19 protein-coding genes are annotated in these 15,938 nt (G+C 31.6%); 14 read left to right on the top strand and 5 right to left on the bottom strand.

Annotation, left to right across the window (positions count from 1 at the left end; translation table 11 throughout):
* Positions 1 to 152: 152 nt before the first annotated feature.
* Positions 153 to 821 carry a GTP cyclohydrolase I FolE gene (gene folE, locus L6Q46_RS06125; RefSeq protein ID WP_111565677.1) on the bottom strand — a complete coding sequence of 223 codons (669 nt, stop codon included), beginning with the start codon at positions 819 to 821 and terminating at the stop codon, positions 153 to 155.
* 15 nt (positions 822 to 836) lie between these two features.
* A complete protein-coding gene (msrA, locus tag L6Q46_RS06120) occupies positions 837 to 1,364 on the bottom strand; it encodes a peptide-methionine (S)-S-oxide reductase MsrA (RefSeq protein WP_291283564.1) in 528 nt (175 codons plus the stop codon).
* Between the two features lie 280 nt (positions 1,365 to 1,644).
* Between msrA and L6Q46_RS06115 the strand changes: the two genes are divergently transcribed.
* From L6Q46_RS06115 to L6Q46_RS06060, 12 genes are all read left to right on the top strand, one after another.
* A complete protein-coding gene (locus L6Q46_RS06115) occupies positions 1,645 to 2,307 on the top strand; it encodes an ABC transporter ATP-binding protein (protein WP_291283562.1) in 663 nt (220 codons plus the stop codon).
* 10 nt (positions 2,308 to 2,317) lie between these two features.
* Positions 2,318 to 2,767 (top strand): hypothetical protein, encoded by a 450-nt coding sequence (locus tag L6Q46_RS06110; protein WP_291283561.1) that lies wholly within the window; start codon positions 2,318 to 2,320, stop codon positions 2,765 to 2,767.
* A gap of 8 nt (positions 2,768 to 2,775) precedes the next feature.
* Complete coding sequence (locus L6Q46_RS06105; RefSeq protein WP_291283560.1) at positions 2,776 to 3,534, top strand: TIGR02757 family protein; 759 nt, start codon at positions 2,776 to 2,778, stop codon at positions 3,532 to 3,534.
* Between the two features lie 11 nt (positions 3,535 to 3,545).
* A complete protein-coding gene (locus L6Q46_RS06100) occupies positions 3,546 to 4,118 on the top strand; it encodes a pentapeptide repeat-containing protein (protein WP_291283559.1) in 573 nt (190 codons plus the stop codon).
* 125 nt (positions 4,119 to 4,243) lie between these two features.
* Positions 4,244 to 4,822: a cytochrome b/b6 domain-containing protein gene (locus L6Q46_RS06095; protein WP_291283558.1), complete on the top strand. Its 579-nt coding sequence runs from the start codon at positions 4,244 to 4,246 to the stop codon at positions 4,820 to 4,822.
* 12 nt (positions 4,823 to 4,834) lie between these two features.
* Positions 4,835 to 5,332, top strand: a complete 498-nt coding sequence (locus tag L6Q46_RS06090; RefSeq protein ID WP_291283557.1) for a hypothetical protein — start codon at positions 4,835 to 4,837, stop codon at positions 5,330 to 5,332.
* Positions 5,329 to 6,099: a hypothetical protein gene (locus L6Q46_RS06085; RefSeq protein ID WP_291283556.1), complete on the top strand. Its 771-nt coding sequence runs from the start codon at positions 5,329 to 5,331 to the stop codon at positions 6,097 to 6,099. Before L6Q46_RS06090 ends, L6Q46_RS06085 begins: the two co-directional genes overlap by 4 nt.
* 88 nt (positions 6,100 to 6,187) lie before the next feature.
* Positions 6,188 to 6,724, top strand: coding sequence for a DUF2975 domain-containing protein (locus L6Q46_RS06080; protein WP_291283555.1), 537 nt, complete (start codon positions 6,188 to 6,190; stop codon positions 6,722 to 6,724).
* A gap of 4 nt (positions 6,725 to 6,728) precedes the next feature.
* On the top strand, positions 6,729 to 6,935 hold the full coding sequence (locus L6Q46_RS06075; RefSeq protein ID WP_291265447.1) for a helix-turn-helix transcriptional regulator: 207 nt from the start codon (positions 6,729 to 6,731) through the stop codon (positions 6,933 to 6,935).
* 130 nt (positions 6,936 to 7,065) lie between these two features.
* Positions 7,066 to 7,560 (top strand): hypothetical protein, encoded by a 495-nt coding sequence (locus L6Q46_RS06070; protein ID WP_291283554.1) that lies wholly within the window; start codon positions 7,066 to 7,068, stop codon positions 7,558 to 7,560.
* Between the two features lie 133 nt (positions 7,561 to 7,693).
* Positions 7,694 to 8,008, top strand: coding sequence for an HPF/RaiA family ribosome-associated protein (locus L6Q46_RS06065; RefSeq protein ID WP_291283553.1), 315 nt, complete (start codon positions 7,694 to 7,696; stop codon positions 8,006 to 8,008).
* 162 nt (positions 8,009 to 8,170) lie between these two features.
* The gene (locus L6Q46_RS06060) at positions 8,171 to 9,613 is read left to right on the top strand and encodes a T9SS type A sorting domain-containing protein (RefSeq protein ID WP_291283552.1); all 1,443 of its coding nucleotides are present in this window, start codon (positions 8,171 to 8,173) and stop codon (positions 9,611 to 9,613) included.
* 138 nt (positions 9,614 to 9,751) lie between these two features.
* Here the strand turns inward: L6Q46_RS06060 and L6Q46_RS06055 are convergent, their stop codons facing one another.
* Positions 9,752 to 12,382 carry a valine--tRNA ligase gene (locus L6Q46_RS06055; RefSeq protein WP_291283563.1) on the bottom strand — a complete coding sequence of 877 codons (2,631 nt, stop codon included), beginning with the start codon at positions 12,380 to 12,382 and terminating at the stop codon, positions 9,752 to 9,754.
* A gap of 197 nt (positions 12,383 to 12,579) precedes the next feature.
* Between L6Q46_RS06055 and L6Q46_RS06050 the strand changes: the two genes are divergently transcribed.
* Complete coding sequence (locus L6Q46_RS06050) at positions 12,580 to 13,005, top strand: DUF1573 domain-containing protein (RefSeq protein WP_291283551.1); 426 nt, start codon at positions 12,580 to 12,582, stop codon at positions 13,003 to 13,005.
* Between the two features lie 31 nt (positions 13,006 to 13,036).
* Here the strand turns inward: L6Q46_RS06050 and L6Q46_RS06045 are convergent, their stop codons facing one another.
* A complete protein-coding gene (locus L6Q46_RS06045; protein ID WP_291283550.1) occupies positions 13,037 to 14,344 on the bottom strand; it encodes a PDZ domain-containing protein in 1,308 nt (435 codons plus the stop codon).
* 125 nt (positions 14,345 to 14,469) lie between these two features.
* Here L6Q46_RS06045 and L6Q46_RS06040 point away from each other — a divergent pair, with 125 nt between their 5' ends.
* Complete coding sequence (locus L6Q46_RS06040) at positions 14,470 to 15,666, top strand: pyridoxal phosphate-dependent aminotransferase (protein WP_291283549.1); 1,197 nt, start codon at positions 14,470 to 14,472, stop codon at positions 15,664 to 15,666.
* 90 nt (positions 15,667 to 15,756) lie between these two features.
* Here the strand turns inward: L6Q46_RS06040 and L6Q46_RS06035 are convergent.
* Positions 15,757 to 15,938: T9SS type B sorting domain-containing protein (locus L6Q46_RS06035; protein ID WP_291283548.1), on the bottom strand; the 182-nt coding region annotated here is incomplete at its 5' end.

The raw sequence follows: 15,938 nt of genomic DNA, 5'->3' as shown, positions 1-15,938 counted from the left end.
CATTCCTATACTATCAAACAACAAACTTAGGACTAACATTGTTCCTTTGTTATTTTTTGTTGGAATTGGTCCAGCTGGAATTGGTTCTTGTACCATTTTAATTTTGTAAATTTCCTTAACGAATATACAAAACTAATGCCACTTTTGAAACCTTATTCTTTGTGAATCATTTTATAAAAATCGTCACGAAATTCTTTCTGATTAAAAACACCACCATATTGCAAAGTTGAAGTATAGCTGCTTTCATCTTTAATACCACGACTTGATACACACAAATGCGTTGCTTCCATCACTACAATCACATTATCCGTTTCTAAAACCGATTTCAATTCATTGAAAATTTGCATAATCATACGCTCTTGCACTTGTGGTCGTTTTGCGTAATAATCAACAATACGATTTAGCTTAGACAAACCGATAACTTTTCCAGAAGAAACGTAACCAATGTGCGCTTTTCCAACAATCGGTAAAAAGTGGTGTTCGCAAGTAGAATTGAAACTGATATTCGCCTCAACCAACATTTTATCATACTGATACGAATTATCAAAAACCGAAATCTTTGGCTTATTCGCTGGATTTAATCCTGAAAAAATCTCTTGCACAAACATTTTTGCCACACGATGTGGCGTTCCTTGCAAACTATCATCAGTTAAATCCAAACCTAATTCTTTCATGATGATTTCAAAATGATGTTCAATTACCTCCATTTTTTCCGCATCTGATTTATAAAAAGCATCTGGTCGTAACGGCGTTTCAACCGATGTCATTTGGTGATTATCACCAATTATGTCGAATATTTCTTTTTCAATAGTAGTGTTCATAGCAATTTTTCCCTTCTATTTTAATTTCGATTTATAATATTTGCGCAATTTTTCTAATTTCGGTGCAATCACCATTTGGCAATAGCCTTGACTTGAATTCTGATTGTAATAATTTTGATGATAGTCTTCCGCAGGATAAAAAATGGTGGCTGAAGAAACTTTAGTCACGATTTTTTTATCGTACAACTTTTCTTTTTCTAATAACTGAATGTAATTTTCTGCTTTCGTTTTTTGAGCTTCCGAATGATAGAAAATCTCACTTCTGTATTGCGTTCCCACATCAGCACCTTGTCGATTTAAAGTAGTTGGATCGTGAGTTGCAAAGAAAACCTCTAACAAATCTTCATACGCTACTTCATTGGGATTATACGTAATTTGAATGGCTTCTGCATGACCTGTTTCTCCAGTGCAAATATCTTTATATGTAGGATTGACTGTTTTCCCTCCAATATATCCCGAAACCACTTTTTCAACTCCTTTTATTTCTAAGAAAACCGCTTCGGTACACCAAAAACAGCCTCCGGCAAATGTTGCAACTTCCATACCTTCTTTCACTTTTACTTTTACAGGTTCTTTAAACTCTTCTTTTACAACTGGTTTTTCTTTAGCCGTACATGAACTAAAAAACAAACCCAAAACTAACGACAACCCTTTTAAACTATTTCTCATAAATTATATTCGTTTATTTTGTTTAACAAATTTACACAAAAATTAAACACAAAATTCAATTTAACTAAACTTTATTATTTGAGATACGCGAATAGATATAGAATAGTTTTTTTATTCGCCAAAAATCTTTGTTTCTTTGTAGAAATGTTCGGTTATGATTACAGCTAAAAATCTACATAAATATTACGATTCACTTCATGTTTTAAAAGGAGTGGATTTACACATAAAAAAAGGAGAAATCGTTTCGATTGTTGGTGCTTCAGGCGCTGGAAAAACGACTTTACTACAAATTTTAGGTACTTTAGACGAACCTGCAAAACAGAACAATACGGTTTTAGAAATCAATGGAACATCCATTTTGAATTTAAAAGACAAAGAACTTTCTAAGTTTAGAAACCAACATTTAGGCTTCATTTTTCAGTTTCACCAATTATTGCCTGAATTTACAGCTTTAGAAAATGTTTGCATTCCAGGATTTATAGCCAATCGCGATAAAAAAGTAGTAGAAGCTGAAGCAAAAAAACTCCTTTCCTATTTAGGTTTAGCCGAAAGAACACATCACAAACCCAGCGAACTTTCAGGTGGAGAACAACAACGTGTTGCGGTTGCGAGAGCTTTAATCAACAAACCAGCCGTTATTTTTGCCGATGAGCCATCAGGAAATCTAGATACGCATACTGCCGAAAACTTACACGAATTGTTCTTCAAATTGCGCGATGAATTTGGGCAAACCTTTGTAATTGTTACTCATAACGAAGAATTAGCCAACATGGCAGATAGAAAACTAACGATGGTGGATGGGAATATTGTCGTTTAAAATTAAATTTATGAAAGGAAAAATAATAATATTACTGTTTATCATTACACTAACAAGTTTCAAATTAGGCTCGGGAACTGCTTTTTTAACCTGTAAATCAGATTCTGGCAGAACTGAATTTAATGCCGAACTACAAGATATTACAGGTATTTTAGAAAAAGCTGAGTTGCGTATTGATCAAACTAAAATGAAATATACCACTGAGGAATCTCATATTATATTTGACCCAAAAAATGGTATTCTAACCCTATATATTGAAGATGAAACAACATCTGATTTTCCAAATCATAAATACTTAAAATTCTGGTCAATTCCTTCTTCTTTTAAAACTATCAAAGACGAAGGTCATCATCAAATTTATGAGTTTAAAGCTATCATTGAAGGAACTGAACCAAGGAAAAATAAAGAAAATCATACACCTAAAATTGTATTGAACTGCAAATTAGAATATGAAATCTAAGAAATTTTATGACTAAATCAGAGCTCAAAGAATTTCTAGACGAAAAAGTCGAGTTGTACAACAATCCAAATTTCATTGAAAGTGACCCGATTCAAATTCCGCATTTGTATTCTTTGAAAGAAGACATTGAAATTGCTGGATTTTTAGCCGCTACTATCGCTTGGGGAAATCGTAAAATGATTATCAACAACTCTAAGAAAATGATGGATTTGATGGGAAATTCGCCTTACGATTTTGTTATGAATCATTCGGAATCGCAATTAGAATCGTTAGAAAATTTCGTGCATCGTACTTTTAATGGAAAAGATTTTGTGGGATTTGTAAAAGGATTACAACACATTTATCAAAATCATAACGGATTAGAAGCGGTTTTCTCAAAGGAAAATCTAACGATGCAACATACGATTTCCGAATTCAAGCAATTGTTTTTTGAAATTCCACATTTGGATCGAACTGAAAAACACATTTCCGACCCATTGAATGGTTCCGCTGCAAAGAGAATAAATATGTACTTGAGGTGGATGATTAGAAAAGACAATAAAGGAGTTGATTTAGGCATTTGGAACAACGTCTCTCCTGCTCTATTATCTTGTCCGTTAGATGTACATTCGGGAAATGTGGCGAGGAAATTAGAATTGCTAACACGAAAACAAAACGATGCTAAAGCCTTAGCTGAATTGGACGAAAATTTAAGAAAATTAGACCCAAATGATCCTGTAAAATACGATTTTGCTTTATTTGGATTAGGTGTTTTTGAAGGGTTTTAAAAAATATATTTATGCACGCAGATTACATTATTGACCAAAATTTTTCTGATATCACCTTTTCAGAAAACGATATCAAATACAAAGAATACGAAAATTGCACGTTTACGAATTGCAATTTTACTTCTTGCTTCTTTGTTGCCGTAACTTTTATCGATTGCAATTTCTTTGATTGCAATTTTAAAGGAACTAAAATCAATCATGTATCGCTGCGAGATGTTTGGTTTACCAAATGTGATTTTACTTCGGTAAATTTTGCGATGACAGACCAAATTTTATATGAATTTCACTTCAAAGACAGTTTGCTGGATTACGCACAATTCTACAGTTTAAAATTGAAGAAAATGCAATTCATTAATTGCAGCATGATTGCCGTTGATTTTATGGAAAGTGATTTATCAGAAGCGCTATTCGATAACTGCAATTTACGACACGCTGTTTTCATTGGAACAACCGCTCACAAAACGGATTTTTCAACCAGTTATGATTTCATTATCGACCCTGAGAAAAACAAATTAAAACGTGCTATTTTTTCTACTGAAAATTTAGCTGGATTGTTGAAGAAATATGATTTGGTAATAAAGTAATTTAAACGCAAAGACACGAAGTATTTTCGCAAAGTTCGCAAAATTTCTATCACTTATTTGTTTCTATAAAATAGTTCAAAATCTGAAACTTATTCTTACATTTGAGTAACATAAAATCAAACATTATGAAAACTCGAAACTATTCAAGAGTATATAGAATATTGCATTGGTTGATTGCCTTTTCTTTTATCTTCTTATTGATTACCATTTTTCTTCGTAAAACTTGGATGGAGAAAAATCATGTAGCCGAAATTATTCAAGTGTTTTTAGCGGACAAAGGCTATCCGGCTTTACCAGAAGATGACGCCATTTTGTTAGCTAAAAAAATCAGAAAACCTATGTGGGATTGGCATATTTACTTAGGTTATGTCTTAACTGGTTTATATTGCATTCGATTAGCAGTTCCGTTCTTTGGTGAAATGAAATTCTCTTCTCCTTTTAAAGCAGGATTGGATACCAAAACTAAATTTCAATTCTGGGTGTATTTAGTGTTTTATGCCTGTACAGCCGTTTCGTTAATTACAGGTCTGATTATTGAATTTGGTCCAAAGGAATACAAAAAACCTATGGAAGAAATTCACGAACTTTCGTTGTATTATTTATTAGGATTCATGATTTTACACTTCGGTGGAATTTTAATTGCCGAATTAACTTCTGACAAAGGATTGGTTTCTAGAATAATTAATGGTAGTAAGAAAGAATAATAAATATATAAAATGACAGAGGCTCAAGAAACACTCTGGAAAAAAATTAAGGAATTTGAAATTGACGAACCTTCATCTGCTTTGACATTCACAGAACGATTAGCACGAGAAAATGGTTGGACAACTCAATTTACTTTGAGAGCAATCGAAGAGTATAAAAAATTTATGTTCTTAATTTGTATTGCAGAACATCCATTAACACCTTCTGATCAAATAGATCAAGTTTGGCATTTACATTTGCTATATACGCAATCTTATTGGAATGATTTCTGCAAGAATACACTAAACAAAACTATTCATCATGGACCAACAAAAGGTGGTGTAGATGAAAACACCAAATTCACGAATTGGTATGAAAAAACAAAAGAACTTTATAAATTAATTTTTGAAATCGATGCTCCTGAAGATATTTGGGAACCTAGCCAAATTCGATTTAGTGAAAATAATTTCCAAAGGGTTAATTTGAATCAAAATTGGATAATAAAAAAACCTTCAATATTTAAAAAGTGAAACATCTCTCTAAACTTACACCTGCTGAAACCTTAATAATTCTAAAAGACAAAGACACGCGTTTAAAAGAATTATTAAAAGTAACTTTAATGGATTTGTTGTTAAAACAAGTTTTGAAAATTGAAGAAGTTTATAAACAAACCGGAAGAACAGATGAGCAAAGACTGTACGAATATATTGAAACAGGTAAAAATTTCAGGTTTTACAATCCTTTACCACATGAAAATGTCTTTTTAAATATTTTTCAGAAAAATGAGGACTATCGTTATCTATTCCGTCATGTGGTTAAAGTTGGATATGAAAATGCTAAATCATATAACTACTTTCATAAGTTAGTTAGAAAGAGTCCAAATATTTCGGATTGCTTCAAAGAAAGCTTCATATTTTATTTTATCGGATACAACTTTAAAACTTCTAAACATGAAAAACTAAAAAGAGAACTTCAAAAAGAAATTAATCAACTAGAACTCGATTTACCTTCAATAATCCAAAACGATAAAGAGAAAGCCTTAGAAATTTTAAAAGAAATCAAAGGAAATATTTTTCTGATCTCACCAATTGAATTTGATTTATTAAAACAAATAGACCAAACCATTTCTACAGAAATGAATAGGCAAACCGATAATTCTTTTGGTTGTTCCGGTTGCTCTTGGACATATTTTGAAAGTTATTCAGAAAGTTTTGATAGCAGTTGTAGTAGCGATGGCGGTTCGTCTGATGGAGGTTGCAGTGGATGTAGTGGCTGTGGCGGTTGTGGAGGCGACTAAACCTATATTTATCAAAAAATACTAAATTTTTATTGTTTTTCAATAAATTTTTATTGACATTTGCAATGTAATTTTAAACTTTGTAGTTATGTCAAAAACAAACAACTTCGTATTTTGGGGCTTATATGTAATCGCTTGGCTTATTTTTGTGGGCTTATCAATTGAAGCAGGAGGTTTAGTCGTTAATTTCTTTTTTAGCCTTTACAATCCAGAAGTTCTTCAAAATCTGTATCAAAAGTTAGACTTAATGGATATGTACAACGACAGTAAGTTTGCATTTTATGGTGTGTATAGCTTTATCCTTATCATTTCCATTTTAAAAGCGGTGCTATTTTATGCGGTAATTCATTTAATGCACAAAATGGATTTATCAAAACCGTTCAACACGTTTGTGGCTAAGCAAATTTCTCTAATTAGTTATTTCACGCTTTCAATAGGATTTTTAAGTCATATTGCGAGACAGTTCGTTAAAAATTTAATGCATCACGGCTTTGTTCTTGATAACTTAAACCAGTTTTGGGTAGATAGCGAAGCTTTTATTTTAATGGGAGCTGTAATCTATATTATTGCGATTATCTTTAAAAAAGGAATCGATATTCAAAACGAAAACGAATTAACCGTATAAAGTTATGGCAATAGTAGTAAACTTAGATGTGATGATGGCGAAACGAAAAATGTCGCTCAACGAACTTTCGGAAAAGGTGGATATTACGTTGGCTAATTTATCCATTTTAAAAACGGGTAAGGCAAAAGCTGTTCGTTTTAGTACACTGGAAGCGATTTGCAAAGTGTTAGATTGTCAGCCAGGTGATATTTTGGAATATGTAGCAGACTAAAGTATGATTATTGATTGTTACATTTAATTTCAGTTGGATTTACATATCTTTACACCTCATTTGAAACTGTGTTTAGAAGTTTGTTATAAACCAATTAATACCGATTCAGAATATTAAAAAACAACTATTTATGGCAGTTCAAATTTGTACGTGTGAAGGTTTAGATGTAAAGTGTAAAAAGTGTTTTGGGAGCGGTTATATCAATACCGACGCTCCTGAAAAAGCAATAAAATCAGTCCCTAAAAAAGGAAATGTAAAGCAAGAATCTTTTCTTCCTGAAAAAATGAACTCATTATCAAGAAAAGAAATTGAGAACATAGTACCTAAAATTATAGATTCTTTGGATTTAAAATCGAAGAAACAAATGCAAATTCTTAATTCGATTCCATTTAACACCACCACTTTTAGAAGAGATTTTAAAGACAAATTTTCACTTTTACAAAAAATAGAAGAGGAAAAACAAGCGTTACGAAATGACCTTGATGAAATTGCTTCAAAGTTAACTACATCAAAATACACGGTAGAATTCAAATATGGTCATTTTTTATCAAATAAAGTCATTGATGTAACTTCTAACCGCGAGCTTAAAACTTTAATTAGAGAATACAAAAAGCTTAAAAAGTAAAAACTTCAAAAGACAAGTTTTACTAAATATCTTTTTCAATTACTGTTTGAAAACAGGAAAATTTTAATTCAAATTTTGAAAAACGAAAGAATTTTCATAACTTTAGGTATTATTAATTCTAATCCCTATAGCTATGTTAGTTCAAATTCACACCGACAAAAACATTGAAGGCGGAAGCCGTTTTTCAGAATTCTTTACCAACGAAATTAAAAATGAATTAGCAAGATTTGACGAAATCGTAACCCGAATAGAAGTGCACGTCTCTGACGAAAATGGAAATAAATCCACTCCAAACGATAAAAAATGTGTTATTGAAGCCCGAGTAGAAAAAAAACAACCGATTGCTGTTACCTCAACAGCCGATAGCGCAGAGAAAGCCTTTTTTGAAGCTTTAGAAAAAATCCAACGTGTTTTAGATACGACTTTAGATAAAATTAAAGAACACTAAAAATTAAGAATCCCGAGTTTAAGCTCGGGATTTTTTTTGTTTATAAGTTAGTTGTTAAACCAATACGTGTTTGATAATTTGTAAGAATTTTTTATTATATTTGAAGAAAAAAAAGACAACTTGCCAGATGTAAGTAAGTTGGCAAATATTTAAAATTTAAATATGAAAAAAACAATAGCAAGCTTAGTTTTATTTTTCTCCTTTATTTCGTTCTCTCAAAGTGTTGATACAAATTTTCAACTTGGTATAAATGGTTTTAACTCAACTTCGGAAATAAGAAAGACTATAATTCAACCTGATGGAAAAATTTTAATTTTAGGAAATTACCTTAATTATAATGGGTTGGGTAACTTTGGAAAGTTGATGCGATTAAATTCAAATGGAACATTTGATGCCATTTTTATGAACAATTTAGGTACTGGTTTTGACCGTGCTGACCATATCGAATTATTGCCCGATGGTAAAATATTAGTTTCTGAAAGTTCAGAATGCATTCCCTATCTGAATGGAGCAGCTGTACATCATTTGGTACGTCTAAATCCAGATGGAACTTTTGATAACACTTTTAATCTAAATTTTACGGGTACTAATTATCAAAACACATATAAAAATCAAACTTTTCATCCAAATGGAAAAATTTATGTAATTCACAAAACAAATAAATTAATCAGATTAAATAGTAATGGTACAACTGATACAAGTTTTGCTCCCAGAACAATTGACCATATCGGGTCTTTTCCAAATTTTCCGAATGTCTTTTTTATAAAAATAGATCCCAATGGAAAATTATTAATTGGTGGTCAGATTAATACCTATGATAATAATACAACAAATAATTTGATAAGAATTAATGAAGATGGTACATTAGATAATACTTTTAATTTACCTTTTAGTTGTTCAGGAAATAATCAATATGTGTATTCATTAGATTTTATTGAAAACTCAAAAATACTTGTAACAGCAAGAATTCCTTCGAATAGCGGGACAGTTATAGGTACTGTTTTAAGATTAAATAGTGATTGGTCAATTGATAATACGTTTAACTATTTTGAAGCCTCATCTACAAAATTTTTATTAAGAACTGTAGTTCAACCAGATAATAAAATACTTGTTTCTGGTTACAATACATCTACAACAAATGGAAATACTTGTTATTTCAAAAGGTTGAATTCTGATGGCTCTTACAGTGATTTTAATGTTTCAGGGGTTTTTAGCCTTAACAACACAAATAATAGTAATGTTGATACGTATATATCTGAAATGTTTTATCTGGCTGATGGTAAAATTCTGGTTACAGGAAATTTTAACTATTGTCAAGGTCAGCAAAAACGAAAAATTGTACGTTTAAATAATCAAACACTATCTATTGATGAATTCGATAAAGTTAATATCAGGTCATATCCAAATCCAGTAAATGATATTTTACAATTTGAGTGTAAAGAAAAAATTCTTAAGGTAGAAGTTTATGATTATGAAGGAAGAATTTTAAGTTCAAATTCGATATCTGAAAATAAAATCAATTTAAGTGATTTAAAAACCGGAAATTATATTCTAAAACTCTACACTGAAAAAGGAATAATGAATACTAAAATAATGAAAGAATAAAGTTCTGTCAATAGCAATTTGCAAAACGTTAAAAAGATATTTATGGCTACTCGTCATTTTTAAAGTCTAAAAAAATCCCGAGCTCACACTCGGGATTTCTTATTTTAGATTCTGAATCAAGTTCAGAATAACAAAGCACTATTTCAAACTCGCTAAACTTTGTTCTAAAGTTGCAATTTTTGCTAAAGCGTCGGCTTCTTTTTTGCGTTCGTTGGCAATTACTTGTTCCGGTGCGCCAGCTACGAATTTCTCGTTAGACAATTTCCCTTGTACTGAGCGTAAGAATCCTTTGGTGTAGTTTAACTCTTCGGTTAATTTTGCAATTTCTGCTTCTACATCGATGTTTCCTGTAATTGGAATAAAATATTCATTCGATTTCACACGATACGATAACGCACCATCTACTTTATCCGCAACATATTCTAACGTCGTCAAGTTTCCTAACTTCTGAATTACTGAATCAAAATACGTTGACGCTTTTTCGTTGTTTACCACTTTTAATTCCATCGCATCTTTAAACGGAATGTTTTTGTCTTTACGAATCGTTCTAATTCCAGAAATTACTTCCGTTGCGAAATCAAAATCGGTAATTAATTTTTCGTCAAATGCTTTTGCTTTTGGCCACTCACCTACTATCAACGCTTGTTCTGGCGTTCTTTCTGCAATGTGATGCCAAATTTCCTCAGTTAAAAACGGCATGAACGGATGTAACAATTTCAAGTTGTTTTCTAACATTTCAATTGCTTTTTCAAACGTAGCGCGGTCGATAGGTTGTTGGTAACCTGGTTTGATCATTTCTAAGAACCACGAACAAAAATCGTCCCAAACCAATTTGTAAATCGCCATTAACGCATCTGATAATCTGTATTTATCAAAATTATCTTCGATTTCGGCTAAGGTTTGTTGCAACTTCGCTTCGTACCATTCAATCGCAACTTTTGAAGATTCTGGTTGCGCAATATCCGCTACTTCCCAACCTTTGATTAGTTTGAAAGCATTCCAAATTTTGTTAGAGAAACCTTTTCCTTGGTTGCATAATTCTTCGTCGAATAAAATATCATTTCCTGCCGAAGCACTCAATAACAGTCCCACACGAACTCCATCTGCACCAAATTTTTCAATTAGTCCAAGTGGTTCAGGTGAATTCCCTAAAGATTTCGACATCTTACGACCTTGTTTATCACGAACCAATCCGGTTAAATATACGTTTGAAAATGGTTTTTCGCCTGCATATTCGTAACCTGCAATAATCATACGCGCTACCCAGAAGAATAAAATATCTGGACCCGTAACTAAATCATTGGTAGGATAATAATATTTAAAATCTTCACTTTCTGGATTTAAAACACCACCAAAAACCGCCATTGGCCATAACCATGAAGAGAACCAAGTATCTAAGGCATCCGCATCTTGTTTTAAGTCAGAAGCTTGAAACTGTGCATTTCCTGTTCTTACTTTCGCAAGTTCAACTGCTTTTTCGATGTTTTCAGCTACTACGAAATCTTCTTTTCCGTCACCAAAATAGTACGCTGGAATTTGTTGTCCCCACCACAATTGGCGTGAGATATTCCAATCGCGAATGTTGTTTAACCAATGTGCGTAAGTATTGTTAAAACGACTTGGATATAATTTGATTTCGTCTGATTCTAAAACGGCTTTGATAGCAGGTTTTACTAATTCTTCCATTTTTAAGAACCATTGGTCCGATAATCTTGGTTCGATTACCGCTTTCGTTCTTTCAGAAGTTCCTACTTTATTCAAATGCGTTTCGGTTTTTGCTAACGCTCCGATTGTTTCTAATTCTTTCGCAATTTCTTCACGAACAACGAATCTATCTTTTCCTTGATAATGCAATCCGAAAGAATTCAACGTCGCATCTTCATTGAAAATATCGATGATTTCTAAATTGTGTTTATCCCCTAACGTTTTATCATTGGTATCGTGAGCAGGCGTAACTTTTAAACAACCTGTACCGAATTCTACATCTACATAATCGTCTTCGATAATTTGCACTACTCTACCACAAATTGGAACAATAGCTTTTTTACCTTTTAAATGCGAAAAACGTTCGTCATTTGGATTGATACAAATTGCAGTATCTCCAAAAATCGTTTCAGGACGTGTAGTTGCAACGGTTAAGAAATCTTCCGAACCTTCGATTTTGTATTTGATGAAATATAATTTTCCTTGACGTTCTTCAAAGATTACTTCTTCGTCAGACAAAGTCGTTTTAGCTTCTGGATCCCAGTTAACCATTCGGTAACCGCGATAAATCAATCCTTTGTTGTATAAATCTACAAATGAATGAATTACAGATGCTGACATATCGTCATCCATCGTAAACTTAGTACGACTCCAATCGCAAGAACAACCTAATTGTTTTAATTGCTCTAAGATAGTTCCTCCGTATTTTTCGGTCCAATCCCAAGCGTGTTTTAGGAATTCTTCGCGAGTTAAATCGTTTTTATTAATGCCTTCTTCTTTTAACTTCGCTACTACTTTAGCTTCGGTTGCAATTGAGGCATGGTCGGTTCCTGGCACCCAACAAGCGTTGAACCCTTTTAAACGCGCACGACGAATTAATACATCTTGAATGGTGTTATTCAACATGTGTCCCATGTGTAAAACTCCCGTTACGTTTGGTGGCGGAATTACAATGGTGTACGGCGTTCTGTGGTCGGGTTTGGATGTAAAATAATCGTTTTTCATCCAGTAGTCGTACCACTTTTGTTCTACTTCTTTAGCGTTGAATTGTGCAGGAATCATTATATTTTTTTCTTGTTTAATTGTTGAATGGTTGAACGGTTGAATCGTTCGTTTTAACATTCCAAAACTCACTTTGGTATGTTTTTTGTATTACTTACTGCAAAAGTAACTATATAACGAAAATAAAAAAAATGTTAGGAGTAGTTTGTTGGTTGCTTTTATTTAATTAATTTTACAACAACCTATTAATTTATAAGATGATGAAAAAATTACTTGTTTATTTAACTGTATTCGTTGGGATGGCTTCATTTGCTCAAACTGGTCCAAAGATTGAGTTTAAAGAAGAAACCATAAACTACGGAGAAGTGGAAAAAGGAAAAGATAATGGAATAAGAGTTTTTGAATTTACAAATACTGGTGATGCTCCGTTAATTATTAAAAATGCAAAATCGAGTTGTGGTTGTACGGTTCCAGAATGGCCAAAAGAACCAATTGCTCCAAATAGTAAAGGACAAATTAAAGTTCAGTACAACATGAATCCAGGTCCGATTAGTAAAACCATTACGATTGAAAGTAATGCGGTAAACAAACCAAATGGTATGGTTCCGTTACGAATTAAAGGAACGGTAATTGTTAAGGAAGAAATTAGTCCGTTAGTTAAAAAGAAAACGTTTCCAAATTCATAAATAAAAAGTCCCAATTAAATTGGGACTTTTTTTATAGGATTTTTTCGAGGTTGAATTTAAAAGTTAAGATTTCACCTTTTCTATCTACCACAATTGTAATTTGTTTACCTTCATCGGATTGAAATAAATCGGTTATGCTTTGTATTGAAAGTTTATATGCAACTTTATTATTTATTTTTATAATTTTATCGCCAACTAATAATCCTACTTTATCTGCAGGCGAATCTTTTCTAACAGCATATATTTCAAAATTTGGCTTTAGTTCATATTTAAAATTATCTTCTTTTAATTCTTTACCATAATTAATTACAGTTGTAGCTACGGCATCACTTGACTTTTCTTTTATTAATTGAAAACCAGAATGTTGCACTTCGATTCCCGACATATTATAATTGAAAGGTTTACTAAACAAATCATTTTTTTTAAAATAAAAATCTTGATTTTCATAATCTAAAATCCAATTAAATCTTTTTAAAACTTCTCCACCTAAAGAACCATTTCTATTTTTAACAATCATACTTTTATCTAAAAAATTTAAATCGGGATAAGAAACCAAAACATCTTCAAGTAAATTGATTTCAAGTTTTACTTCATCAACTCTAGACTTTTTTCCATAAATATCTCCCGAGAGTCCTCTTCCTAAAAAATCTAAAAAAAAGTTTGGATTAGATTTTATACTATCGTTTTCAAACAACCATAATCCATCTCCCAAACCTGTATCAAATAGTAATTTTAAGTCCATGTTTTTGTTATCAAATTTAGTTTTAATAAAAACGTAAGGTCTCTCTCTATTAATTTCAACAACTGATTTTACATACTTTTTACTTATTTTTTTTATCTTTTCCTTATTTGATTTATATAAAATGATTTTTTTTCTTTGGTAATCAATTTCTATTAAATGATTTTTAAAAAAAGAACTTCCTAATATTCCATTGATCGGAATACCTAATTTGTTTACCAAACTAATATCATGATTAAATACAAAAATTGCTTCAAAATTATAATCCAAATACCCCTTTACTTTAAGTGTATTTTTTTTTGATAAATATCCTTGAACTTTTTCACTAATTCCGGCTCCTGAAATAGTTATTAAATTAGCTTCTTTTAGTTCCAAAGAATCATTTTCAGGTAAACTAAAAACTATACTCTTTGAAGCACCAGTATCTGCAATCATTTTTAGTTTAACTCCATTAAAAACAACATCAATTATAATAAGGTTATGAGAAAGTTCAAAAGGAATTTTTATTTTATCTTTTTTTGAATTCCAAACAATAGAGTCTTGAGCAAAAGATAATGCTCCATATAAAATTAGTATTCTTAAGAAGAATATTTTTGCCATAAAATTTTTATTCTAAGATAAGAAAAACATAAATACAAATTAATTGATTTAACATTTTTTAATGTGTTGTTTTATTAATATCACAAAAAAAAGTCGCAATTTTGCACATCTTTAAAAAACAAGTCATGCCAAAAGTTTCCGTAAAAGGGCAACAAATGCCAGAATCGCCAATTAGAAAATTGGTTCCATATGCTGAAATTGCTAAGAAAAAAGGTCATAAAGTATATCATTTAAATATTGGGCAACCTGATATTAAAACTCCCGATGTGGCTTTACAAGCTGTAAAAAATGCAGACATCAGCGTGCTAGAATATAGTCATTCAGCAGGTTTTGAAAGTTACAGAACCAAACTTTCTCAATATTATAAAAATCACGGATTACCAATAGATACTCAAGATATTATTATTACTACTGGTGGCTCAGAAGCATTACTTTTTGCTATGGGAAGCACAATGGATGCAGGTGATGAAATTATTATTCCAGAACCTTTTTATGCAAATTATAATGGTTTTTCTATTGCTTCTGGTGTAAATGTAGTTCCTGTAATTTCAGGAATTGAAACTGGATTTGCTCTACCTCCAATTGAAGCTTTTGAAAAATTAATTACCTCAAAAACAAAAGCAATTTTAATTTGTAACCCTGGCAATCCAACTGGTTATTTATATTCTCAAGAAGAAATTTTGAAACTTGCTGAAATTGTTAAAAAACATGATTTGTTTTTAATTGCAGACGAAGTATATCGTGAGTTCATTTATGATGGAGACAAACATTTTTCAGTAATGAATGTTCCTGGATTAGAAGAACACGCTATCATGATTGACTCTGTTTCTAAACGTTACAGTATGTGTGGAGCTCGTATTGGTTGTATTGTTTCTAAAAATGCAGCAATAATGGCAACCGCTATGAAATTTGCACAAGCTCGTTTGAGTCCACCAACTTATGCTCAAATTGCTAGTGAAGCTGCTTTAGAAACACCACAAAGTTATTTTGATGATGTTATTTCAGAATACAAAGATCGTAGAGATACATTAATTACCGAATTAAATAAAATCGATGGAGTAAAAGTAGCTACTCCAAAAGGTGCTTTCTATTGTATTGCTAAATTACCAATTGACAATGCTGATAAATTTGCTCAATGGTTATTAGAATCTTACGACTTAAATGGAGAAACTGTAATGGTTGCTCCAGCTGCAGGATTCTACTCAACCCCTAATGTTGGTTTAGACGAAGTTCGTATTGCCTACGTTTTAAAGAAAGAAGATTTAATTAAATCTGTTCAAATTTTAAAAGAAGCTATTGCTGTCTACAATAATAAAAAATAAATGACATAAAAAGAGCCCGCTTATAACTAGCGGGCTCTTTTTTTAAACAATAAAAGCAATCCTAGGATTGCTTTTATTGTTTTTCATTTATTATCTGATTAGTGAAAAATGCGCTTTAAATTGTTTAGCGACACCATTTTCTGTGTAATCTAACGAGAACCAGTAATCTGTTGATGGAAGTAGTTCTTGATTGTACGTTCCGTCCCAGCCATTACTGTCTTCAGTTGCGCTTAGTTGTTTTAACAATTTACCATAACGGTCAAAAATGTACA

The organism is Flavobacterium sp., assembly GCF_023151265.1.
Lineage (GTDB): Bacteria > Bacteroidota > Bacteroidia > Flavobacteriales > Flavobacteriaceae > Flavobacterium.
Note: the sequence above shows the minus strand (reverse complement) of the source record. Positions and strands in the feature narration are given on the sequence as shown.